Annotated in this window: 17 protein-coding genes; 10 read left to right on the top strand and 7 right to left on the bottom strand. The window is 70.4% G+C overall.

The genetic code is table 11. The annotated features are described in order from the left end of the window. Positions 1–140 precede the first annotated feature (140 nt). The 3 genes from SOM13_RS04775 to SOM13_RS04765 all read left to right on the top strand — a co-directional run bounded on the left by SOM13_RS04775 (position 141) and on the right by SOM13_RS04765 (position 4,088). Entirely contained in the window at positions 141–1,337 is a 1,197-nt protein-coding gene (locus SOM13_RS04775; protein WP_243213563.1) for an acyl-CoA dehydrogenase family protein, read from the top strand. A 68-nt stretch (positions 1,338–1,405) separates the two neighbouring features. After that, the gene (locus SOM13_RS04770; RefSeq protein ID WP_320476875.1) at positions 1,406–2,758 is read left to right on the top strand and encodes an O-antigen ligase family protein; all 1,353 of its coding nucleotides are present in this window, start codon (positions 1,406–1,408) and stop codon (positions 2,756–2,758) included. A gap of 37 nt (positions 2,759–2,795) precedes the next feature. Beyond that, positions 2,796–4,088, top strand: coding sequence for an exopolysaccharide production protein (locus SOM13_RS04765; protein ID WP_320479011.1), 1,293 nt, complete (start codon positions 2,796–2,798; stop codon positions 4,086–4,088). A gap of 24 nt (positions 4,089–4,112) precedes the next feature. On the opposite strand, the gene SOM13_RS04760 is transcribed toward SOM13_RS04765, so the two are convergent. Beyond that, positions 4,113–5,486: a hypothetical protein gene (locus SOM13_RS04760; protein ID WP_320479010.1), complete on the bottom strand. Its 1,374-nt coding sequence runs from the start codon at positions 5,484–5,486 to the stop codon at positions 4,113–4,115. Positions 5,487–5,610: 124 nt separating this feature from the next. Here SOM13_RS04760 and SOM13_RS04755 point away from each other — a divergent pair, with 124 nt between their 5' ends. Next, entirely contained in the window at positions 5,611–8,169 is a 2,559-nt protein-coding gene (locus SOM13_RS04755; RefSeq protein ID WP_320479009.1) for a glycosyltransferase, read from the top strand. Positions 8,170–8,225: 56 nt separating this feature from the next. Here SOM13_RS04755 and SOM13_RS04750 read toward each other — a convergent pair whose 3' ends face one another. Both SOM13_RS04750 and SOM13_RS04745 read right to left on the bottom strand, forming a co-directional pair. Continuing rightward, a complete protein-coding gene (locus SOM13_RS04750; protein ID WP_320479008.1) occupies positions 8,226–8,870 on the bottom strand; it encodes a hypothetical protein in 645 nt (214 codons plus the stop codon). Beyond that, complete coding sequence (locus tag SOM13_RS04745; RefSeq protein ID WP_320479007.1) at positions 8,867–10,663, bottom strand: hypothetical protein; 1,797 nt, start codon at positions 10,661–10,663, stop codon at positions 8,867–8,869. Before SOM13_RS04745 ends, SOM13_RS04750 begins: the two co-directional genes overlap by 4 nt. Positions 10,664–10,844: 181 nt before the next feature. Here SOM13_RS04745 and SOM13_RS04740 point away from each other — a divergent pair, with 181 nt between their 5' ends. Continuing rightward, positions 10,845–11,807, top strand: a complete 963-nt coding sequence (locus SOM13_RS04740; protein WP_320479006.1) for a glycosyltransferase family 2 protein — start codon at positions 10,845–10,847, stop codon at positions 11,805–11,807. A 16-nt stretch (positions 11,808–11,823) separates the two neighbouring features. Here the strand turns inward: SOM13_RS04740 and SOM13_RS04735 are convergent, their stop codons facing one another. Together SOM13_RS04735 and SOM13_RS04730 are read right to left on the bottom strand one after the other, a co-directional pair. Further along, entirely contained in the window at positions 11,824–12,558 is a 735-nt protein-coding gene (locus SOM13_RS04735; RefSeq protein WP_243213575.1) for an ABC transporter ATP-binding protein, read from the bottom strand. Beyond that, on the bottom strand, positions 12,555–13,388 hold the full coding sequence (locus tag SOM13_RS04730; protein WP_192058505.1) for an ABC transporter permease: 834 nt from the start codon (positions 13,386–13,388) through the stop codon (positions 12,555–12,557). The genes SOM13_RS04735 and SOM13_RS04730 overlap by 4 nt, the downstream gene beginning before the upstream one ends. Positions 13,389–13,528: 140 nt before the next feature. On the opposite strand from SOM13_RS04730, the gene SOM13_RS04725 reads away from it, so the two are divergent. From SOM13_RS04725 to SOM13_RS04710, 4 genes are all read left to right on the top strand, one after another. Beyond that, entirely contained in the window at positions 13,529–14,641 is a 1,113-nt protein-coding gene (locus SOM13_RS04725) for a glycosyltransferase family 4 protein (RefSeq protein ID WP_192058508.1), read from the top strand. Then, complete coding sequence (locus tag SOM13_RS04720) at positions 14,638–15,498, top strand: glycosyltransferase family 2 protein (RefSeq protein ID WP_243213578.1); 861 nt, start codon at positions 14,638–14,640, stop codon at positions 15,496–15,498. Before SOM13_RS04725 ends, SOM13_RS04720 begins: the two co-directional genes overlap by 4 nt. A gap of 212 nt (positions 15,499–15,710) precedes the next feature. Next, positions 15,711–18,143, top strand: a complete 2,433-nt coding sequence (locus SOM13_RS04715) for a glycosyltransferase (RefSeq protein ID WP_320479005.1) — start codon at positions 15,711–15,713, stop codon at positions 18,141–18,143. Further along, positions 18,143–19,291: a glycosyltransferase family 2 protein gene (locus SOM13_RS04710; protein ID WP_320479004.1), complete on the top strand. Its 1,149-nt coding sequence runs from the start codon at positions 18,143–18,145 to the stop codon at positions 19,289–19,291. The genes SOM13_RS04715 and SOM13_RS04710 overlap by 1 nt, the downstream gene beginning before the upstream one ends. A 66-nt stretch (positions 19,292–19,357) precedes the next feature. Here SOM13_RS04710 and SOM13_RS04705 read toward each other — a convergent pair whose 3' ends face one another. Further along, positions 19,358–21,292, bottom strand: a complete 1,935-nt coding sequence (locus SOM13_RS04705; RefSeq protein WP_320479003.1) for a glycosyltransferase family protein — start codon at positions 21,290–21,292, stop codon at positions 19,358–19,360. A gap of 95 nt (positions 21,293–21,387) precedes the next feature. On the opposite strand from SOM13_RS04705, the gene SOM13_RS04700 reads away from it, so the two are divergent. Beyond that, the gene (locus tag SOM13_RS04700; RefSeq protein WP_320479002.1) at positions 21,388–22,467 is read left to right on the top strand and encodes a hypothetical protein; all 1,080 of its coding nucleotides are present in this window, start codon (positions 21,388–21,390) and stop codon (positions 22,465–22,467) included. Positions 22,468–22,491: 24 nt separating this feature from the next. On the opposite strand, the gene SOM13_RS04695 is transcribed toward SOM13_RS04700, so the two are convergent. Next, on the bottom strand, positions 22,492–23,568 hold the full coding sequence (locus SOM13_RS04695; protein ID WP_320479001.1) for a glycosyltransferase family protein: 1,077 nt from the start codon (positions 23,566–23,568) through the stop codon (positions 22,492–22,494). Positions 23,569–23,573 lie beyond the last annotated feature (5 nt).

Here is a 23,573-nt window from a genome sequence, read left to right as displayed (position 1 = left end):
TACAAAGACATCGGGGCCTCAACCGGGAGGCGTTGGCCAAAACTACCAAGTCCGTTGCCGCGCGCGGGCGGCGTGCCTAGGCTCGCCGGGTCCCGGCGGCCAGGCCGCGCAGGGCCCCGACACAGAGCAATGGAGCACGGATGTCATCGACGACCCTCACCTCGTTCAGCACGCTGGCCAGCGACTTCTTCGGATTCGAAGACCAGCTCTCGGATCGCGAGAAGGGCGTGCTGTCCGAGCTGCGCTCGTATCTCGAGACCGAGGTCAAGCCGATCGTCAACCGGCACTGGGCCGACGCGACCTTCCCGCACGAGGTCGTCAAGGGCCTGGCGGGTCTCGGCCTGTTCGGCATGCCGTGGGACGAGACCCGGCCGTTCGAGAACTCCGCCGTGTTCCGCGGCTGGGTCGCCCTCGAGCTCGCCCGGGTCGACGCCTCCGTCGCGACCTTCTGCGGGGTGCAGAACGGGTTGGCCATGGGATCGATCAGCGTCGGCGGATCACCCGAGCAACGTGCCGAGTGGCTGCCGAAGATGGCCAGCGGCGAGGTCGTGGGCGCGTTCGGGCTGACCGAGCCCCTCTCGGGCAGCGACTCGGCGCAGGGCCTGCGCACCGTCGCCACCCGCGACGGCGACGACTGGGTCCTCAACGGGTCGAAGCGCTGGATCGGCAACGCGACCTTCAGCGACATCACGATCATCTGGGCGAAAAGCGCGGAGGACGGCCAGGTGAAGGGCTTCATCGTCCCGACCTCGACGCCGGGGTACTCGGCCACCAAGATCGAGGACAAGCAGAGCCTCCGCATCGTCCAGAACGCCGACATCACCCTCACCGACGTGCGCGTCCCCGACCGCCTGCGCCTCCAGCAGGCGACGTCGTTCCGCGACACCGCTGCCGTCCTCCGCCTCACCCGCGCCGACGTGGCCTGGGCCGCCGTCGGCAACTCGATCGGCGCCTACGAGGCGGCGCTCGCCTACGCCAACGAGCGCGTCCAGTTCGGCAAGCCGATCGCCAAGCACCAGCTCGTCCAGGATCTGCTGGTCAAGAGCATCGGCAACATCACCGCCTCGATCGCCCTGGTGGCGCGCTGCTCGCAGATGCTCGACGAGGGGGTCCAGCGCGACGAGCACGCGTCGCTCGCCAAGGCGTTCACGACGGCGAGGATGCGCGAGACCGTCGGTTACGCGCGGGAGGTGCTCGGGGGCAACGGCATCGTGCTCGACTACGACGTCGCCCGGTTCTTCGCGGACGCCGAGGCCCTCTACAGCTACGAGGGCACGCGCGAGATGAACACGCTGATCGTCGGTCGGGCGATCACCGGCCAGGCGGCCTTCGTCTGACCCCGCTCCTCCACAGGTCCACGACGGGCCGCCCCGGCCGGGGCGGCCCGTCGTCTAGCCTGGTGCCCATGACGTCGACGACCACCTCCCCGCCCGCGGTCCTGGCACCGCGTCGACAGGGCACGGTCTTCGCGACGCTGGCGTTCCTCGTCCTGTTCGGCGGCGACGTGCTCCGCAACGGCACCTCCTTCTGGGGCTGGGGCGTCGCCTGCGGGGCGATGGTCGTCGCCTCCGCGGTCGTCGTCGCCCGCAACCGGCCCGACCCCCGGCGGCTCCCCCGGCTGCTCGTGCTCTTCACGATCTGGGCGGTCGTCTCGATCACCTGGTCGCAGTACCCCGGCGCGTCGGCGCTCGGCATCGTCGCGACCCTGGCCACCATGCTCGGCGCCCTGGCGGTCGCCTGGTCGCTCCCCTGGCCGCTCATCGTCGCGGCGCTCGGTCGGGCCCTCCGCATCCACGTCGGTCTGTCGCTGCTCTTCGAGCTGATCGTCGCGACCCTCGTCCGACGCCCAGTCTGCCCCGTCTACCTCGACTGCACCGGCGGGGTGCCCGACGCCTTCTTCTGGTCGCGCGACGTGCTGCTCGAGGGCGGTCGCATCCAGGGGCTGCAGGGCAACAGCAACATCCTGGGCATCCTGGCCCTCCTGGCGCTCGTCGTCACCGCGTCGCAGTGGTCGGCCCGCACCATCAGCTCGCGTGCGGGCACGATCGGGGTCGCCCTCGCGATCGCCGCCCTGCTGCTCACCCGATCGGCGACCACCGCGGCGAGCGGCCTCGCCGTGGTGGCCGTGCTCGCGCTCGTGCTGCTGGTCCGCCGCACCGCGCCTCCTCGGCGTCCGCGTCTGTACCTGGCCGCCGTGGCCGCCGTCGTGGTCGTGGCCGTCGTCGCCGTGCTCGCCCGCACGCCTCTGCTCGGCGCGCTGGGTCGCAGCAGCGACCTCACCGGCCGCACCGACATCTGGGCCGCGGTGCTCGACCTGGGCGCGCAGCACCCGGTCGTCGGCTGGGGTTGGGTCGGCTACTGGGTTCCCTGGGCCGCCCCGTTCACCGACCTCGCCGAGCGGAACGGCGTCGTCTATCTGCAGGCGCACGACGCCTACCTCGACGTCTGGTTCCAGCTCGGCTGGATCGGGCTCGTGCTCTTCGGCCTCGTGTGCCTCGGCGTGCTGGCGCGCTCGTGGTGGTGGGCCACCGACCGCCGTGTCCTCGGCGTCGGGCGGGAGGCCCCGTGGGCGACGCTCGACCTGCTGCCGCTGCTGCTCGTCGTCGCGCTGCTCGTGCACGGCATCGCCGAGTCACGCCTGATCGTCGAGTGGGGTTTCGCGCTGCTGGTCGTGGTCGTGGTCGTGACCCGGCGCGACGCCCACGGCTGGAGCGACCACGACCGGGTCGCCGAGCCCACCGACGCCCTCCGTCCGTGACGACGGCGCCCGGAGGCCGCCCTGCCACAATGGTCGCGTGAGGCAGACCCGAGACGAGCGCGACCCGATCCGCCGCTACGTGTCGGCCTGGATCGGGTTCTCGGCGGGCGGTCACTTCAGCCAGGCCCTCGCGGTCGCCATCGTGCTCTACGCCTTCACGACCGAGTCGGTCCGCACGCTGATGGGCTGGCCGGGCTCCGTGGCGATCCTGGCGGCCCTGGTCCTCCTGGCCGGCGTCTCGCTCTTCGGCCAGCGGCACCACATCGAGTGGCGCGGCATCCTGCCCGTGTCGCTCATCGCCCTGTTCGGGTTCATGGGCCTCAGCGTGTTCTGGAGCGAGTACACCTGGGTGACCGTAGGAGGCGCGGCGTACGCTGCCGCGTTCGGCGCCCTCGGCATCTACCTCGCGCTCGGACGGGATCTCGTCCAGGTGGTGCGCGCCGTCGGCGACGCACTGCGGATCGTGCTGGTGACCTCGCTGGCTCTCGAGGTGTTCAGCGGGCTGCTCATCGACCAGCCCATCCCCTTCCTCGGCATCCAGGGCAACCTGGCCTACGGCGGGCCCATCCAGGGCATCGCCGGCACGCGCAACTACATCGGCTACCTCGCCGCACTGGCCCTCATCACCTTCGCCGTCGAGTTCCTCACCCGGTCGGTGCCCCGTCCGCAGGCGGTCGCCTCCGGGCTGGTCGCCATGACGACCCTGCTGCTCGCCCGCTCGCCGGTCACGGCCGTGGCGGTTCTCGCTCTCGTGGTGGCCGGGCTGGCGCTCAACGCGCTGCGTCGGGCGCCCGAACGGCGTCGCCCTCTGCTGCAGGGAGCGCTGGCGACGCTCGTCGTGATCGGCGGGACACTCGCCTACGCGGGCCGTTCGCGCCTCCTCGACTCCGTCGACGCCACGGCCGACCTGTCGGTCCGCACGGCCCTCTGGGCGCGGATCCGCGAGCTGACGAGCGTCCACGACGTGACGGGGTGGGGCTTCGTGGGGCAGTGGCCCGGCGAGATCTTCCCGTTCTCGACCATCATCTCGCCGAGCGGCCGCCCGCATGCGACGGGACTGAACGCCTTCTACGACATGGGGCTGCAGCTCGGCCTCGCCGGCGTCCTGCTCTTCGTCGTCGCCGGGACCCTTGCGTTCGTCCGGAGCTGGACCACCGCCTCCGGCCACCCGATCGTCGCCTACGTCTGGCCGGCCCTCGTGCTCGTGCTGATCGGGTTCACGGCCCTGGCGGAGAGCTACGTGCTGTTCGAGGGCTCGCTGATGCTCTTCGTGACGGTGGCCACCGTCGCCGCCCGCAAGCGGTCGTGGCGCTCCCGCCTGCCGAACTGACGACCCGGTCTGCTCGAGCGCGGGTCACTCCACGCGGCCGCCGAGGAGATCGTCGCATTCGATCATGACGTTCCAGGGACTGGGGGGCGAACGCCGCTCCGGCGCCGTCCGGATGGTCTCGACGGCGGACGGATCGATCGAGAGGCAGGCCGTCTCGGCCTGGTCCACCTGCACCGACCAGATGGGGCCTTTGTGCCGGCGGTTCTCCGTCGTGACGACGCCGCTCAACTGGACGGCGACGACGAGCACCGCCAGCAGCGGGGCGATGAGACGGACGGGGCCACGCTCGCGCCAGAGTCGTGACGCGGCCACCACCGTCACCGCCAGGAGGAACATCGAGGGGACGACCGCGTAGCGCAGCAGGACGAACGTCGGGAGCCCTTCGTCGATCGTCTGCGCGTACTCGAACTGCTCTTGGGGGTTCAGCGTCACCGCGGCCACCCAGATCCCTGCGGAGGCGGCGGCCGCTGTCACGGCGAAGACGCGCTCGCGCAGATCTCCGCGGACCACGAGGTAGACGGCGGCGGCGACCGCCACGAGCAGAGTGAGGACGAACGGCAGGAGTCCTGCGTCCGCGACCAGGTTCTTCACGCCGTCCGTCGTCGCCGCGATCGTTCCGCCCACCGCGTTGAGCAGATACCCGATGGCGATCGAGTCGAGGCCGCTGATCGCGTTGGTGTTCTCGGTTCGAGGAGACAGCAGGGTCGCGGCGACCTGGGCACCGACGCTCAAGACGAGCGCGACGCACATCGGGCGTGCGAACGGTCGGCGCCAGGCCAGCAGCACGAGCGGCACGAAGAGGATCAGCTGGATCTCGGTCAGGCCGGCCGCGAGCATCACGACGCCGAGCAGGACGCCGCTCCGTCTCGTCCGCGGTTGGGACAGGAGCATCCACGGTGCGGCCCAGATGAAGTACCAGTGCAGGTTCGCGGTGTTGCCGAGCACCTCGATCGAGGCGCTCGGCACCAGGAAGGTGATGGACGCGACGACGACCCGGGCCACGACCCCGGGCACGACCGAGCGCGAGGTGACGTAGACGAGGGCGGTCACGAGACCGACCACGACGCAGGAGGCGGCCGACATCGCGACGGCGTACCGGTCGACCGGCAGCAGCGAGACCACGAGATCGGCGATGATCCGCGGCACGACGTGGAAGTACCCCTCGTAGACGGTCAGCAGGCCGGCGATCGGGCCGTCCGCGATGCGGTCCCCGATGAAGTTGCGACCGTCCTCGGCCCAGAGGGTGGAGCGCGCCGCGGGAGGGAGACGCAGCCACGACACCACCGTGCCCACGACGACGAGCAGCAGGGGCACGGCGATCGCCGCGATCCTGCGCACGACCGGACCGGCCGAGGTGCCATCGTCGGCGACCATCGCCGGAGGAGCAGTTGACGACATGGATTCCCCCTGGGCGACCGAGCACATGAGCATCCATCGTGGCATGCTGCCGGGGCACCGAGCCCCATCCGGCGTGTCGGCCGGTTGCTAGACTCGCCGTTCCGCCCCCTGTGAAAGGCCCTTCGTGACTGAACGCCGCCCCGGAGTCGTCTCCGTCGTCCTCGTGAACTTCCGCGGTGCGGACGACACCATCGCCTGCATCTCCGAGCTCAAGAAGGTCGACTGGCCGAAGGAGCGCCTCGAGATCATCGTCGTCGAGAACGGCTCGGGCGACGACAGCGCGGCCCGCATCCGCGAGGCGCACCGCGACATCATGCTCGTCAAGTCCAAGAAGAACCTCGGATTCACCGGCGGGAGCAACCTCGGCGTGGCGAAGTCGAGCGGCGAGTTCGTCGCCTTCCTGAACAACGACGCGCGCCCCGATGCGGCCTGGGTCCGCACGGCCGTGCAGACCTTCCACCAGGGTCGGGACATCGCCGCCGTAGCCTCGAAGGTGCTCGACTGGGAGGGCCGGAAGATCGACTTCGTCGACTCCGCCGTCTCGTGGTTCGGCATGGGTCACAAGCCGCACTACCTGGAGCCCGACGACGGCAGCCACGACGAGGCCCGCGACATCCTCTTCGGCACCGGTGCCGCCCTGTTCGTCCGGGCCGAGGTCTTCGAGCAGGTGGGCGGCTTCGACGAGCGCCTCTTCATGTTCTACGACGACGTCGACCTCGGCTGGCGGCTGAACCTGCTGGGGTGGCGCGTCCGCTACCAGCCGGCATCCTTGGCCTACCACAAGCACCACGCCTCGATGAAGGACTACGGCGACTTCCGAGAGATGTACCTGCTCGAACGAAACGCCCTCTACACGATCTACAAGAACCTCGACGACGAGTCGCTCAACAGGGCCCTCCCCGCCGCGATGTCGCTCATCATCCGTCGCTCTCTCGCCCGGGGCGGAGTCGACTCCGGCGTGCTCGACCTGCGGGTGCCCGGCGACGACAGCGATCCCGACATGTCCATCCCCAAGACGAGTGCCGCCGGCGCCTTCGCCATCGACGCCTTCGTCGACGACCTCCCCTCGCTGACCGAGACCCGCCGTGAGCTGCAGGCCGGTCGACGTCGAACCGACCGCGAGCTCTCGCGACTGTTCGGGGTCACCGACACCCCGCTGGCCGACATGCCCCGCTACCTCGACGGCTACGACGCCGTGGTAGACGCGTTCGCCGTCATGGCCGGGCGACCGTCCTCTCTCGAGGCGTCGACGGAGGACCCCTCCGCCACGGCCTCGAACCGACGACGCATCCTCATCGTCACCGGCGACTCCTTCGGCAAGAAGATGGCCGGGCCGGCGATCCGGGTCTGGAACATGGCTCTGCTGCTCTCGAAGGAGCACGACGTCCGCGTCGTCAGCCTCACCACGGCCGAGACGATGGAGGCTCCCTTCGACATCGAGGTCGTGTCGCCGCACTTCCCGGCCGCCATGGCCCGTCACGAGGACTGGGCGGACGTCATCGTCGTCCAGGGCTACGCGCTCCAGCAGTTCGAGGTGCTCGAGAGCACGCAGAAGGTGCTCGTCGTCGACATCTACGACCCGATGCACCTCGAGCAGCTCGAACAGGGACGGGAGAAGGACCTCGACGAGTGGGACGACCAGATCCTGGGTGCCGCCGACTCGCTGAACAAGCAGATCGGCCTCGGCGACTTCTTCCTCTGCGCGTCCGAGCGCCAGAGGCTCTTCTGGCTCGGGCAGATGGCCGCCATGGGCCGCATCAACGCCCACAACTACAGCCGTGACGAGTCGCTCAACTCGCTGCTCGCCATCGCGCCGTTCGGTCTGCCCGACAGCGAGCCCGTGCACACGCGACGCGCTCTCCGGGGCGTCGTCCCCGGCATCGGCGAGGACGACAAGATCGTCGTCTGGGCCGGTGGTCTCTACAACTGGTTCGACCCGAAGACCCTGGTGCGAGCGGTCGCCGATCTCGCGACGCGACGCGACGACGTCCGGCTGTTCTTCATGGGGACGAAGCATCCCAACCCCGACGTCCCCGAGATGGCCATCGTCGCCGAGACCCGCGATCTCGCCCGCCAGCTGGGCGTGCTCGACAAGAACGTCTTCCTGAACGACTCGTGGGTCGACTACGAGGACCGCCAGAACTACCTGCTCGAGGCGGACGCCGGGGTCTCGACGCACTTCACGCACGTCGAGACCACCTTCTCGTTCCGCACGCGGATCCTGGACTACCTCTGGACGGGTCTGCCCATCGTCAGCACGCGCGGCGACAGCTTCGGCGACCTCGTGGAGAGCAGCGGGCTCGGCGTCGCCGTCCCCGAGCTCGACGTCGACGCCCTGTCGGCCGCTCTCGAGTCGATGCTCTACGACGACGAGGCGAGAGCGTCGGCCAAGCGCGAGATCGCCGCCGTGCGGAAGCAGTTCGTGTGGGAGAACGCTCTCGCGCCCCTCCTCGAGTTCTGCCGTCAGCCCGTGCGTGCCGCCGACAAGACGCCGCGATCGAGCGCGCCCACGCCGGGGGCCCCCGGCCCTGGCCGGCGATCGGCTCGCAGCCTGATCACCGTGCGACCACCTCGTCGTCACGGTCTCGCGCACGACGCCGAGCGGGCGCTGTTCTACCTCCGCCACGGCGGCGTCAACGCGGTCTACACCCGGGTGCGACGCCGTCTGATCAAGCCCCGCTAGGACGACGACGGGCCCGCCTCGCCCTCATGGGCGGGCGGGCCCGTTCAAGGTGATCGTCAGGAGCCGCGGACGCCCACCGGGACGACGGACGACGTCCCCGTCGATGTGGACGAACGATACGACATCGTCACCGACCACTCCCCGGCCGCACGGTCGGCGGTGCTGACCGAGAGCGAGCCGCAGTACGTCGCGGTCGCATCGCCGGACGCCGTCGACGTCGCGCGGACGACCTGCCCGCCCGATCGGGCCTCGAGGGTGCACACCCCTCCCGTCTCGACGACCCCCTCGACGATCCCGGCCGCGGACAGCGTCTCGCTCGCCGCGTCCCATCGGGCCGTCGGCACGGTCACCGTGACCGTCTCGAGGTCGCGGTCGCTCGTCGAGTCGTCGGGCGCGGCGGTCGGGCCGGCGGACGGTGCGGCCTGGGGCTCGTCGACCACCGGTTCGGAGGCGGGCGGCTCCTCGTCCGTCTCCGGCACCGCGGCCCCGGTCGTCGGAGCGGTGGCAGAGGGCGTCGGAGCGGCGGAGGCACGCGAGGGTGACGGGGCGGGCGTGGTCGCCGTCGGGCCAGGGGCCTCCGACGTCGGCGCCGACCGCGGCGGATCGTCCGGGGTCGGACGCAGCACGAACAGAGCGACGCCCGCGGCGACGACGATCACCGCGCCTCCTGCGAACGCCGCCATCAGCCGCGGCCGTCTCACGAGACCACCACCGTCTTGCACGATCCGATGGCGGCGTTCTTCCCGACGCCCACGTTGATGCCGTAGGCGCACACCTGACGCTTGCCGGGCGCGACCCCCGAGATGCTCGCCGAGTAGCCGTGCGCCGCGCCGTAGCCGGGGTAGAAGGCCGCGATGTCGGGGCGCGAGCCCTTGGCGGGCGTCGACACGACCGGCCGACCGTCGATGTAGAGATGGACGGCGATCGACGACGCGGTGTCGGGGTCGAGCGCCCACCCGGTCGCCTTCACGACGCCCTTCGTCGAGCTCGTAGCCGAGTCGATCCAGCCGATCGGAGAACCGGGCACGCTGACCGTCTTGCAGCCGACCAGCGCGTTGCTTCCCCGACCGACGTTGATGCCGTAGACGCAGACGCGGCGATCACCGGGCTTCAACCCGGTGAGGGTCGTCGAGTAACCGTGCGCCGCCCCGTAGCCGGGGACGGACGCCGCCACGTCGGCGCGCCTGCCGTTCGCCGCGACCGACGTCACCGCTCGGCCGTCCACGTAGGCGTGCACGCGGATCGAGGCGGTCGTGTTCGGGTCGATCGCCCATCCGGCCAGGGAGACCGCCCCGGGTCCCGTCGACCGCACCGAGTCGACGCTTCCTCGCGGCTGAGTCGGCGTCGTCACCGAACGGCAGCCGAGGAGGCTGTTCTTGCCGAGCGACACGTTGATCCCGTAGGCGCACACCTCGTGGGTCCCGGCCGAGAGGCCGGAAAGCGTCGCCGCGTAGCCGTGGCGGGCACCCCACTCGGGGTAGGCCCGGGCGATGTCGGGTCGGTTGCGATCCGCACGGACGCTGGTCACGGCGCGCCCGTCGACGTAGAGATGGACGGAGATGGGGTCCGCACTGTCGGGGTCGGCGGCCCAACCCGACACCCTCGCCACCCCGAGTCCGTCGAGAGAGGCCGAGTCGAGGGCGCCGCGCGGGTCGACCCTGCCGATGGGGCTGCCGAACCAGTCGCTGAAGAGCCGCCAGAAGTTGCGGTTGCCGTAGGCGGAGCACTTGTCGCCCGTCCCGTACAGGTTCTTCAGCGCCGCCGCATTGGGCTGGTAGGGCGTGTAGTAGTAGAGGGCCGCCGTGGCCTTGTTCTGGATCGTCACCCTCGAGCTGCCGCATGAGGGCGCGTTGGCCTGGTACGAGAGGGACACCGTGCCCCCGACGGGGAACCACGTGAAGAAGTCCGAGGCCACGGAGTAGTTCTTGAACTGGCGCGCCGCCGAGTAGATCTGCCGGTCGAGCCCGGCGAAAGCCGGGTCGCAGTCGGCAGTGTCGGGGCAGCCGTAGCCGAGAGCGCGGTCGAGGGTCGACCGAGACGGCGAATTCGCCGTGGTGACGAGCGACTGCTCCTTCTCGAGCGTGACGAGCAGCACCTTGGGGTTGATGCCGCATGCCGCGGCGACCCGCGAGAGGACGTCCGCGAACCGCACGGACCTGCCCCCCGTGTAGGCACGGCACACGTTGTCGGCCACACGGTTCTGCGAATCGACCCTCACGTGCTTCAGACAGGTGGCCCCCGTGCACGACGCGCTGCCCCGTGCCTGGAGGAAGGTCTGCACCTGATCGCCGGTCATCGACGACGCATCGTAGAAGTTCTGATCGCTGATGATGAAGCCGGGGTTGAAGTCCGAGCCCGTGGCGGCCTCCGCCCGAGGGGCCGTCGTCCCGTCGGCCACGACGGCGACCGTCGCCAGCAGCATCGACGCCGCGACGACCGCCACGACCCTGGTCAGCGCTCGTCGCGGTCGTGCCCGCCTGGAATCGGTGAACATAGGCGTATCCCCTGATCGGTCGACGCCGCCGGACCCAGCGCGGGAGTGCCCCTGAGGTCCGAGCGCCTGATCGCTCTGATATTCTCGGGCCGGATGCTGGTCCAGACGTCATGTGTTGTGCAGCGATCATAACCTCGACCGTCGTCGGGTCGCGACCCATAAGTTCGGTGAAAGGCGACGCATGATCTCCGTCGATGTCGTCGTCGTGAACTGGAACGGCTCGGCCGTCCTGGGCGACTGCCTCCGGTCCCTGCTGGTCTCGGCCGACCGCTCGAGCCGCGCCGTGACGATCACGGTCGTCGACAACGGCTCGGTCGACGACTCCGTGGTGCTCGCCCGCGCTGTCGCTCCGACGGCGGCGATCGTGCGTTCGCAGGTCAATCTCGGCTTCGCGGGCGGCGTGGCGCTCGGGATCGACTCCACGACCGGCGAGGCGATCGTCCTCGTGAACAACGACGCCACGGTCGACCCCGACTTCATCGAGCGGATCGTCGACGCCCTCGACCGCGGCGGTCCGCGGCGCGGCGCCGTGACCGGGCACATCGTGCTCGCCGGAAGCGAGGACGACCGCGGCGTGCCGCTCGTCAACTCCACGGGCTCCGAGGTCGGGCCCACCGGCAACGGGCGCGACCGGGGCTACCTCGAGAGGGACGACGCGCCTCCTGCACCTCCTGAGGTGTTCGGCTTCTGCGGCGGCGCCGCCGCCCTCCGTCGGAGTGCTCTCGACGAGGTCGGGAACTTCGACCCCACGCTGTTCCTGTATTACGAGGACACCGAGTTGAGCTGGCGCCTGCGACGACACGGATACGACGTCGGCTACGCCCATGACGCGGTCGTGACGCACCGACACGCCTTCAGCAGCGGGCTCGACAGCCCCGTCTTCACGTTCTACAACACGCGCAACCGGCTGGTCGTCGCCACCCGCCACGCTCCGGCCCGGGTGGCCTACGCAGCCTGGGCGTCCGCCCTGGTGAGGATGGCCCGTCTCGCGACGAACCCTGCGGGACGGCGCACGCTGGGGCCGGTCGCTCGAGGCACGCTCGGCGCGCTACGTGCGCTCCCCCGCGATCTGGCGACGCGCCGACGACTGCGTCGTACGACGACGCTGACCTCCGCCGAGATCCGCGCGCTGATCACACGCTGACGGAGACGCCGGAGCATCACTGCGAGCGCATGAACTCCTCGTACTCGGCGGAGACGGGCTTGGCCTCGCCGACCCTGACGAGCTTGCCGCGGTCGAGCCAGGCGACGTGGTCGCACATGTTGCGGATGTTGGCCATCGAGTGGGTGACGAGGATGACCGTTCGACCACCGTCGCGGAGCTCTTCGAACTTCTTCGCGCTCTTGCGCTGGAAGGCCGAGTCGCCGACCGCGAGCACCTCGTCGACGACGAGGATGTCGGGACGGACGGTGATCGCGATCGAGAACCCGAGCCGGACGTACATGCCCGACGAGTAGTTCTTGACCGGCTGGTCGATGAAGTCGCCCACCTCGGAGAAATCGATGATCTCGTCGAGCCGTGCGGAGATCTGCTTGCGGCTCAGCCCGAGGATCGACCCGTTGAGGTAGATGTTCTCGCGCCCCGACAGCTCGGGGTGGAAGCCGCTGCCGACTTCGAGCATCGCGGCGAGACGCCCCGTCGAGGAGATCGTGCCGCGGTCGGGGTAGAGGATCTTCGCCAGGGTCTTGAGCAGCGTGGACTTGCCCGAGCCGTTGCGACCGATCAAGCCGAAGGTCGACCCCTGGGGGACGGTGAAGCTGACGTCGCGCACTGCCCAGAAGTCCTCATGGACGGAACGACCCCGCATGGCGACGGACTTGAGCGAGCGGTTGCTCTCTTTGAACAGGCGGAACTTCTTCGAGACGTGGTCGACGACCACTGCGGGTTCGGTCACAGCATTTCCGCCAGCTTCTTCTCGTTGGCCTTGAAGACCAGGATTCCCACGACCGCGAACACGATGGTCCAGGCGAGGCACCAGAGCGTGTCGCTCATGTCGGGCAGACGGTTGTCGTACAGCAGCTGCCGGAAGACGCTGATGAAGCGTTCGAGCGGGTTCAGCTCGTAGATCTGCAGCAGCGTGATGTCGCCGACGATCGGCCCGAAGTTGGCGGACCGGTCGGCGACGTAGCTCACCGGGTAGACGACGGGGCTCAGGTACATCAGCAGTCGGAGCGCGATGCCGATGATGTGCTGCATGTCCTGGAAGTAGACGTTGACCACGGCGAGGATGAGCCCGATGCCCGTCGACATGATCACCAGCAGCACCATGAAGACGACGACGAGGGGCAGGAAAGGCAGCACGAAGGCGCCGGCCACCAGGACGGCCGCGGCGAGGATCAGCATCTCGATCGACCAGTTGAACGCCGCCGAGAACGAGGCGGCGAGCACGAGGTTCGTCCGCGGGAAGTAGACCTTCTTCACGAGAGCCGTGTTGGCCCAGATGGCGCCCATGCCGCCGTTCACCGCGTTCTGGAAGAACTGGAAGGGCAGCAGCCCGCAGAGCAGCCAGAGCGCGAAGACGTCGAGTCCGCTGGGATCACCGGGGCCCGGGTCGCTTCGGAAGATGATGCCGAAGACGATCGTGTAGACGAGCATGGAGGCGAGCGGGTTGAGAAGCGACCAGAGCTGTCCGAGAACAGTGCGCTTGTATCGTCCCGTGATCTCTCTCATGGTGAGATTCAGCAGGAGTTCCCGGGACGCCCAGAGTTCTCGGAAGTACGTCATGCAACAGCTTTCTGCCAGGTGGCGACAGAGACTCGTCGCCGATGCTCCTGGTCTAGACTCGAAAGATCGACACGTCATCATACTCGAACGCCTCTCGGCACTCGACCAGCACACCGAGGGTCCTCCTCGATGCGACGTCGATGCCCGATTCGCTCGGCGGCGTCGGCCGCTACATCGTCTCGCTCGTCCGTGAGGTCGCCTCGCGGGGCGTCGTCGAGCTGATCGTCGTCGTCAGCCCCGGTGCGGAGGCCGAGCTGCTCCGTGCGGCCCCGGGTGCGCGCATCGTCGCGGCACCCGCCCTCACATCGTCGACCCTCGGTCGCTTCGTCTGGGAGCAGACGGGCCTCCCCCGCCTGGCCGACAGACTGGGCGCCGACGTCATCCACTCGCCGCACTACACGATGCCTCTGGCCACACGTCGGGCCCGCGTCGTCACATTGCACGACGCGACGTTCTTCAGCTCACCCGAGTGGCACATCCCGTCGAAGGCGCGGTTCTTCCGAGCATGGACACGACTGACGGCGCGTCTCGCCGACACGGTCGTGACACCCAGTCGGGCCACCGCCGAGGGGGTGCGCGAGGCCCTGGGGCGCCCGCTCCGCCGTGTCGTCGTCGCTCCTCTCGGAGTCGACGGGGGGATCTTCCATCCCCCCACCGCCGCCGACCGCCAGGCCCTGGCCGACGCCGTGCCCGACCTCCCTGCGACCTGGATCGCCTTCCTCGGGACACTCGAGCCCCGCAAGAACACGGCGGCGCTGATCCGCGCGGCGAGACGGGTCGCCCGAGAGCGCCGGGCCGCCGGTCTGAGCGCGCCCGCCCTGCTGCTGGCGGGCGCACCGGGGTGGGATGCCACGGTCGACGACGCGGTACGCGACGCGGCGGACGATCTCGACGTGCGCCTCCTCGGCTACCTGCCCCTCGAAGCCCTCGCCGCGTTCCTCGGCGACGCCGACTGCGTGGCCTACCCCAGCCTCGGCGAGGGCTTCGGTCTGCCGGTGCTCGAGGCGATGTCGTGCGCCGCGGTGGTCGTGACCACGACGCGCCTGTCGCTGCCCGAGGTGGGCGGCGACTGCGTCCTGTACAGCGACGTCGACGACGCGTCGCTCGCCGCTACACTCGTCACGGCCCTGTCCCCCGCGAGCGACGACCTGCGCCCTCGTGCCCGAGAGCGTGCCGAGACCTTCGACTGGGCGTCCTGCGCCGAAGCCCACGAGCGCGCCTGGACGGGTGCGGCGACGAGAGGACACCGATGAGCCCCGACGGACGCATCCTCATCGTCACGGTCACCTACGACTCGGGCGGGCATCTCGAGAAGTTCCTGGCCTCCGTGCCCGCGGCCACGACGCGGGCGTACACGGTCGTCGTCGTCGACAACGGCTCGTCCGACGGCGCCCCCCGCGCCGCGGCCCTCGCCGACCCCGACCTCTCGTTGCTCGAGCTCGACGAGAACGTCGGCTACGGCAGCGCCATCAACGCCGCTGCGCGGGATCTCGACGCCGACGTCGACTGGATCCTGATCGCGAACCCGGACACCGAGCTGGCACCCGGCTCGGTGGACGCACTCGTCGAGGAGGGCGTGCGGGACGCCCGCATCGGCGCGCTCGGCCCGGCGATCACCGACGAGGCGGGCGTGCCCTACCCGTCGGCCCGACGGTTCCCCTCGATCGTCTCGGGAACAGGCCACGCGCTCTTCGCCCGCATCTGGAAGAACAACCCCTGGAGCACCGCCTACCTGATGGCGGGGGTCGAGGGCGGCTCGCGCGACGTCGACTGGCTGAGCGGCGCGTGCCTGCTCGTCCGCCGCGAGGCGTACGTCGACGTCTCGGGCTTCGACGAGGGCTACTTCATGTACTTCGAAGACGTCGACCTCTCGCTCCGGCTCCACCGGGCGGGCTGGCTCAGGCGCTTCGTCCCGTCGGCCTCGATCGTCCACGTCGGCGCGCACTCGACGTCGGGTCGGCGGGCGGCCATGGTCAAGGCGCATCACGTCTCGGCCGGGCGGTTCGTCGACACCCTCTATCCCGGTCCTCTCGCCGCCCCGCTGCGGCTCGTGGTCCACGTCGGCCTGCGTGTGCGGGCTGCGCTGCTCGCGAGACACGGGGCCCCCTGACCCGACGGGCTGCACGACGACCCCTGGGTAAGATCGTGTCGACGTCGCGGCCCTCGACATTCACAGACGGAGCAATCATCAACGAACGCACGAGCCCCCTACCCGCTCTTCGAGACCGTGCCACCGCCGGTCTGCGGAGTCTCGCTCAGACGCCCAAGGCGGCCCCCGTCCGGCGCGAGCTCTGGGCGAGACGCATCGCCCGGGCCGGCGTCGTGGATCGCCGCTACTACGAGATCCAGACGGGGCAGACGTTCTCGTCCGACGAGGCGGCGGCGCGTCATCTGATGAGCCGGACACGCGGTGAGGACTTCTCCCTCAACCCCCTCTTCGAGCCCGAATGGCTGCTGGCTGGGCTGTCGACTCCGGCGGAGAAGCTCGGCGTCGCGTACCTCCTCGACGATGCGGCGGGCACCTCCTGCGGGCCCGTCGACGACCGCTTCCCCGTCGGGGCGGAGGGGCCGCTGTCGCAGCTCCGGTCGCTCCAGACCGACGACTCCACCGCCGCGATCCGCGCCGCCGTCGTCGAGAACGCGCGCCGTTTCGCCGAAGAGCGCGCCTGGCTCGCACCGGTCGGCGCCAAGCGCTCGACCGCCACCGATCCGGCCATCGCCGGTCCGCGCGCCGTGACGGTCGTCATCCCGACCTCCCTCGAGGCCTCCGACCTGACCGAGCGTCTGAGCGACCTCGCGGCCCAGACGCACGGCGACTGGAAGGCCGTGGTCGTCGGCGACGTCGACTCCGCCCGCGACGTCGTCGCCGGGTCGGGTCTCGCCGTCGACCGCTTCACGTTCGTGGCCGCCGACGGCGACCCGAGCCGCATCCTCGCGGCCGCTCTGGCGCAGGTGGCCTCGGGCCCCGTCGCCTTCCTGGTCGCGGGGTCCCGCTGGGCTCCGAGTGTGCTGCTCGACGGGGTCACCCGCTGCAGCGGAACGTCGTTCGCCTGGTTCTCGGCCGGCGTCTCCGAGCACAACTCCGATCTCGTCGCCTGGGGTGCCAACGACCTCGGGCCCGTCGCCCTCCGCGAACGCGGCATCGACACCTCTCTGGCCGCCGTCGTCGTCGAGGCCGAGCTCGTCGCCGAGATCGGCGGCATGGACACCGACCTGGGAGGCGCGGAGGACTTCGATCTCCTCATCCGCCTGCTCTCGTCGGGCCGCGGCGTGCGCGCCGGGCGCGGTGTCCGACACACCTTCCCCGAGCGACCGGTGAGGCCGCGTTCCACCGCAGACCCCCGGGTCTGGGAGAAGGTCGTCGTCAGCAAGCATCTGATCGACTGGGAAGCTCTCGAGGTCGGACTCCCGAAGCGGGTCGCCGGGCGCATCTCCGTCTGCATGCCCACCTACGAGGACTGGTCGATGACCCGCCGCGCGGTCGCCGCGGTGCTCGACTCGTCGCCCGACGGCGACGTCGAGGTGGTCATCGTCGACAACGGCTCGCGTCGCTCCGTGTCGTCGATCCTGACGGCCCTCTACGAGGACGAAGACCGGGTGCGCGTCGTCCGCTCGCCCCGCAACCACAACTTCTCGACGGGCTCCAACCTGGCCTTCGCGCAGAGCTCGGGCGAGTTCGCGATCTTCCTCAACAACGACACCGTGGTCGCACCCGGGTCGTTGGCTGCGCTGCGCGATCGACTCAGCGAGGCGCCCGATGTCGTCGGCGTGCAGCCGCTCCTCCTCTATCCCGATGGCACCGTGCAGACCGCCGGCACCTTCTTCAACGGCGAGCGCATCATGCCGTGGCACTTCCTGGCGAGCCACCCGCGCAGCGATGCGTACGCCGCCGGGGTGCGACGGTTCTCCGCCGTCACGGCCGCAGCGCTGATGATGCGCGCGTCGGACGTGGTCCAGCTGCGCGGGTTCGATCCGGAGTTCCAGAACGGTCTCGAGGACGTCGACCTGTGCCTGCGCGGCAACCTGCTCCGCGACGACGCCCACTTCGAGACGGTCCTCGAGTCGACCGTCTTCCACCACGAGTCCAAGAGCGTCGGCCGGATGAACTCCAGCGTGCTGAACCGCGGTCTGTTCGACCTGCGGTGGCGTGGGCGCTATCCCGCATCGGACCTCCCCCGCTACACCGCCGCCGGTCTCCAGGCGCTGCACACCACCGCCGGCACCCCCCAGGCCTTCCGCCTGCTGCGGACCAGCCACCCCGTCGTGGTGCGCCCGCCCCGCATGGTCCCCGACGGGCCGTCGGCTGGCCGTCCGAGCCTCCGCTGGGCCATCAAGGTCGACAGCGTGTTCGACGAGACCACCTGGGGAGTCGAGTCCACCGACCCGCTCGTCGACGAGATCCGCAGCGTCCTGCAGCAGCACGGACAGGAGGTCGTCGTCGACCAGCGCGGCACGCATTACCGCACCTCGGACTACCTCGACGATGCGACCGTGACCATCCAGGGCTCGGTCGCCGTCTCGCCGCAGCCCGGCGCGACGAGCTTCCTCTGGACGGTCGGCGACCCCGTCCGGATCTCCCCCGACGAAGCGCACTCCTACGACCTCGTCGTGGCGGACGGCGACGTCGGCCGGACCGCAGCGGTCCCCGCGACGCAGTCCGTGCTGACCCGGACGGGCTCGGTCGCCGACGACGTCACGGTGATGCTCGACAAGGCCATCGAGATCGTCTCGAGCCGCAGAGGCCCCGTCGCCTGATGACCGCCGACGACAAGACCACGAGAACCGGGAGCGCCGACGTGACGCTGGCTTTGACCATGATGGTGCGCGACGAGGCGGACATCATCGAGACGATGCTCGAGTTCCACCTCGCCCAGGGCGTCGACGAGATCCTCGTCACCGACAACGGGTCGGCCGACGGCACGACGGAGATCCTCGAGGAGTACGCGGCCGCGGGGCGCATCCGCCTGTTCCACGAACCGGTCCAGAAGAAGCAGCAGGGTCAGCTGGTCACCAACATGGCACGCCGCGCCCACACGGAGTTCGGGGCGGACTGGGTCATCAACGCCGACGCCGACGAGTTCCTGCGTCCCGTCGACCCCTCGAAGACGCTGCGCGACGTCTTCCGTGAGATGCCGACCTCGCTCGGGGCCTTCACCGCTCCGGTGGTCAACCTCGTCGGCCCTCCGGCGTGGTCGGGCTCGGGCGTCGGCCGTCTCGTCTGGCGCGACGGCCGCTCCGAAGAGCAGCTGCGCCTCGGCGGAGTCCACGCCCAGCCGACCCCGAACGCGATCCACGTCGGAGACGCGGGTGTCATCGTCAAGCAGGGCAACCACCACGTGTCGATCCCCTCGGCCGGCCAGCCGCCGGCCGGTCTCGAGCTCGAGGTGCTGCACCTGCCGTGGCGCTCGTGGCGCCAGTTCGAGCACAAGGTCGAGATAGCGGGTCGCGCGTACCGCGACAACCCGAGACTGAAGCCGAGCCCTCGTCACCACGGCATGCGCGACTACGCACGCCTCCAGCAGGACCGACTCCTGCCGATCTACCTGCTCCGCCAACCTGATCCCGCCGACCTGCTGCCGGGCGCCGACCACGGCCCCTTCCGGTTCGACGACTCCCTCGCCCGATCACTCGAGCTCCTCCCCACCCCTCGTCACGAGCTGGCTACGGCGCCTGAGAGCCTCATGGAGGCCGAGTTCGTCGCCGAGCAGCGTGAGCTGGCGCAGACGTACATGCTCGTCGAGGCCGACGGTGCCGCGGTCCTCGAGCTCGCCGAGGAGATGTGGGCCGAAGAGCGCCGTCAGCTCGTCGCCGAGATCGAACGTCGCGATCGCGAACTCGAGGGATTCCGCAACCGCCGCATCGTCAAGGCCGCCGAGCAGCTGAACCGGCTCCGCCGTCGGTAGGCCCTGAAGGAGGTGCCGCGCACCTCCTTCAGGGTCCGCCCGATGGCCGGGCCGTCGGCGGGACGATCAGGATCGGTGACGCACGACGTCCGTCATGAGGCGCCGTGCTCGGGCGTCGAAGGAGTGCTCGGCACCGATTCGGCGGGCGTTCGCCTGGATCTCCGAGTCGGGGGCCCATGCCTGATCGTCGCTCAGGAGTCTGCGGAGGTCGTCCGGGCTCGAATACGCCTGCACGGACGGACCGAAGACGTCCGTGATGCCGGCGATGTCGTCCGACACGATGCGCGCCCCCGCGCTGGCCGCGTCGAACAGCCGGTTCGAGAAGAAGCCGAAGTCCCGCATGTCGGCCCAGTGGTCGTTCAGCACGATGCGGGCACCCCGGTAGTGACCCGGCAGGTCGTCATTCGAGACGAACTCCCCCGCCACCGAGTCGGCGTCGACGAACTCCGCCCACCCCTCGCCGTAGAGGGTGAGGTCCGCGCCGGCCTGGAGGGCGTCTCGCACGATGGGGCGGAAGACGAGACGCGTCTTGCCGATGAACAGGACGTCGGACGCGACGTCGGATGCCTGCGCCCCGGCCGCGAACCGGTTCGGATCCGTGGCCTGCAGCAGCGTCTCGACGGGCAGACCCGTCGATGCGGTCGTCCTCTCAGCCCAGGCGGCGCCGGCCGAGTACCTCAGATCGAACAGCGACAGCTCGTCTCGTGAGACGAGTTCGGGGTGGCTGATGACCCAGAGGATGTTCGTCCGGGCCGACGAGGGCGTGGTGACGTCCAGCCCGCGGAGCGTCAGGCTGACGTCGTCCAGGTGCTCGGACCAGGGGCGGCTGTGCGCCTGCCGGTGATCGATGACCACCCGCTGGCCCAGACGACGGAGGGCGTTGGCGAGGTCGCGTGCGAAGAAGAGGTCTCCCCAGTCGTCGCCCCGCGCACCGGGGTGGGCCGCGATCTTGATCGACCAGCGGAGACGCGGGAGACCGTCGACGCCGTCGAAGGCCGGATCGACTCGACCGCCCCCGACGACCGGGCGGGCCGGCCTGACGAGATGACGGACCGGCACCCGGGCGCCCGCGACGGCATCGAGGGAGAGCCCCGCCTGACCCAGGGCCGACGAGTCCGCGGGGATGTCGCTCCATGCCGCGACGAGCTCGGCCGCGGGCGCGTCGAGCCTGCGGGGCGCGGCACCGGACACCCGGTACACACGACCGACGGGCGTCGACGTCACACCTCGGCCGCCGGACAGCCCCGCGTCGCGGGTCAGGGCGGTGATCGCGAGGACCTCGTCCGATGTCTCGGGCAGTCGCTCGGGCAGATCGACGAGGTCGGTGACGAACACCGGCTGCGTGGCGCCGAAGACCTCGGCCGCCCCCATGATCTCCGCGTCTTCGTAGGGATGCCCCTCGAGGAGGTCCGCGGGGGCCAGCGAGCGATGCGGACGGAACGCCCCGGCCGACAGGACGACGTCGTCGGTCCCCCGCACGACGGGGGTCGTGACGCCGCCGTCATGCAGCCCGACCAGTCGGACGATGGCCGACGAGTCGATCTCGACGGCCGCGTCGAGCACGAGCACACGCGAGAAGGCGGCCCTGCTCGCACCGGCGGCGAAGGCCGAGGTCCAATCGTCGTGGAGGTCGGCGAGAGAGGCGCGCGCGGGCGCCGCCGTCGGCAGAGCGGTCGCCGCCGGGAGGCCCGCACCCTGATAGGCCGCGACGATCACCTCGTGCTCCGCGGAGATCTGCGGCAGGGCGGCGTCGAGCTCGGCGAGGCGGTGGGGCACGAAGGCGCCCTGGTCGTGCCGGACGGTGAGGACCACGGTCACGCCCGGTCGACCGGGCCCTGAGCGAGTGATGTCACGCACCCGTGTCGCCACCAGCGAGGGGGCCTGAACGGTCGGCGGATCGAGACGCCGTGCCACGGCGGCGAGCACCGATCGGGGGTTCCTGGCCGCCGAGCGGAGGCGGTTCGTGAGGTGACCGAGGCCCGAATCTGGCGTTTCTCTCATTGTTCGAGCCTACTGGGGCATCCCCCGAGGTCGGCCTGCACCCTTGCCGTAAGATCGTCGTCGTCGCCGTCGTGGCGGATGGAAGGCAGGACAAGGTGCAACCCGAGAACACTCACCGCCCAGCAGCCGAAGCCGGCACCGCCACCGGACTCGGCACCGACGAGCAGGACGTCGTCGAGCTGGCGGCCGAGATCGCCGAGGTCGCAGGCCGGGCGGGCGACGTCCCCAAGCCCGAACTGGATCGCCTCCTCCGCCACACCTGGTGGGCACCCACCATGCGCGCGCTCACCGAGGGGACCCTGACCCGCAGCGCGACATCGGGCGAGACGCTCGCCGGCCCGCTCGCCGCCGTACTGGGCGCGCGTCCCGAGGTCGTCGCCGGCCTCGAGCCGAAGCAGCGACGCATCTACCAGCTCCTGTCGGCCGATCGATCCGACCTCGCGTCGATGCTCCCCGACGTGCCCGGGGGCACCTACCTCAAGGGCCGGCGGATCGGGGCGGACGACCTCCAGCGAGGCTTCGACCTGGCACAGCAGATCGTCCGCAGCTCGGCCCCCGAACGACTCGTCACGACCATCTACGAGGCGCACCTGCTGCGTCACCTGATCGCCGTCGTCGATTCGGCGGACGACGCGGAGTTCGCCGAGCTTGCCGCCATCACGGGTCGCTTCGCGGACCGTCTGCGTCCGTACGTGCTGCACGCCGACTTCTGGCCCTGGGCGGGCTCGCTGACCGCGGCACTGGCGCACTCGGTCGAGGCGGCCCGGGCGGTGGTGCGCCTCGGCGAGACCGGTCGTTTCTCGCTGGTGCAAGAACGACGGGGCAAGTTCCTCATCGTTCCGGAGGCCGCGTACGAATCGACCCCGGCCGTCTCGACGGTCTTCCTCAACCGCAGCACGCTGGTGGAGAACGTGGTGCAGTCGTCACCCGGGCAGGCCGACGGCGTCCCCGTGCCCCGGGCCGTCATCACCCGTCCCGGCAGCTACGACGTCTTCGCCCGGCTCGACGTCCCCGGTGTCCTGGACCTCCCGTTGACCCTCGGCGCGGACAACAGCGAGCAGGCGGCTCGTGTGACGGTCCGCCCGTCGGGCGCCTTCCTGTCGCTGAAGACCAGCCCTCGACGCCGACGGAACCGCTCGGCGCGACCCAGGACGGGACGCCCCGTCCAGGCGTGAGCGGCGGTCCGAGACCGAGCCGCCTCACGAGGACGGTCGACCGCCCAGGCCGCCGACCGCCTCCCACCATCCGTCGTCGACCCTGAAGACCCGCTCCTCCTCGACGTGGCTGCGGGCCTGACGGGCGTGACGTCGGCGTCCGTGCGGGTCGTCGGACAGAGCATCGGCGGCCTCGCGCCACTCGTCGGGGTCGTTGCCGACCAGGACCGCTCCGTGCGGGCCCGCCTCGTCGTACGCGGTGCCCTGCGATGCGATGGTGGGGATGCCGAGCGCCGAGTACTCGAGGAACTTCAGGTCGCTCTTCCCACGGTTGAAACCGTTCGAGACGAGCGGGGCCAGGCCCACGCTCCATCGTGCAGAGGACGCACGGAGAAGACGCACGTACTCGGGATACGGCATCGGGGTCGATGCGAGATGCGAGAGCGAGTACCACGAGGCGCTCTGCGGGGTGACGCCCACGACCTCGAGACGGCGCTGCGCCGACGGTACGCGACGGAGGAGCTCGAGATCGTCGCCGTGCGTGTGACTGCCCGAGTACAGGTACCACGATCCCCGCACGTCGTCCCGGTCGAGGGCCATCACCGCCGACTCGCCCTGGGGACGCCCGCCCGGGTCGGCCGGCACCCCGCCGAACCAGAGCTCGGGGTCGAGTGCGTTCTGGACGACGACGACGGCTCCTGTGGAGACCGGCCGCCTCGTGGCGAGCACCGCCGTGCTCACCAGCGTGATGTCGGCCGCCGTCGACGCGACGTCGAAGGCCGCCAGTCGCGCTGGCGAGTAGTCCTGACCGAGGAGGCGCGCTCGGGACTCCTCCGACCAGAAGTCGTCGTCGACGTCGTGCACCAGCCGGATCCCGCGCCGGGAGATCTCGCCGGCCGCGGCGGTGGCGAGCACCCCGTCGAGCAGGGCGTCGCGCTGGACGATCACGGCGTCGACCCCGTCGAGGTGCTGCCCCGCCGCCAGCGCCTCAGGGCTGACGAAGGTGAAGTCCGCCAGGCCGAGACGTCCGGCCCAGCGTGCCCGCAGGACCACACGAACGAACGCCGACCCGGGGTGCCTGCCGTCCGCGCCGTGGACGACCAGAGCGACCTTCGGTCGCACGATCG

Origin of the sequence: Frigoribacterium sp. CFBP9030 (assembly GCF_034045195.1) — a bacterium.
Lineage (GTDB): Bacteria > Actinomycetota > Actinomycetes > Actinomycetales > Microbacteriaceae > Frigoribacterium.
The sequence above is the reverse complement of the archived record's forward strand: the minus strand, read 5'-3'. Positions and strand labels throughout refer to the sequence as shown.

Coding starts and splice junctions, on each gene's coding strand:
- SOM13_RS04775 (WP_243213563.1), top strand. CDS start 141: ATGTCATCGACGACCCTCACCTCGTTCAGCACGCTGGCCAGCGACTTC.
- SOM13_RS04770 (WP_320476875.1), top strand. CDS start 1,406: ATGACGTCGACGACCACCTCCCCGCCCGCGGTCCTGGCACCGCGTCGA.
- SOM13_RS04760 (WP_320479010.1), bottom strand. CDS start 5,486: ATGTCGTCAACTGCTCCTCCGGCGATGGTCGCCGACGATGGCACCTCG.
- SOM13_RS04745 (WP_320479007.1), bottom strand. CDS start 10,663: ATGTTCACCGATTCCAGGCGGGCACGACCGCGACGAGCGCTGACCAGG.
- SOM13_RS04740 (WP_320479006.1), top strand. CDS start 10,845: ATGATCTCCGTCGATGTCGTCGTCGTGAACTGGAACGGCTCGGCCGTC.
- SOM13_RS04730 (WP_192058505.1), bottom strand. CDS start 13,388: ATGACGTACTTCCGAGAACTCTGGGCGTCCCGGGAACTCCTGCTGAAT.
- SOM13_RS04725 (WP_192058508.1), top strand. CDS start 13,529: ATGCCCGATTCGCTCGGCGGCGTCGGCCGCTACATCGTCTCGCTCGTC.
- SOM13_RS04720 (WP_243213578.1), top strand. CDS start 14,638: ATGAGCCCCGACGGACGCATCCTCATCGTCACGGTCACCTACGACTCG.
- SOM13_RS04710 (WP_320479004.1), top strand. CDS start 18,143: ATGACCGCCGACGACAAGACCACGAGAACCGGGAGCGCCGACGTGACG.
- SOM13_RS04705 (WP_320479003.1), bottom strand. CDS start 21,292: ATGAGAGAAACGCCAGATTCGGGCCTCGGTCACCTCACGAACCGCCTC.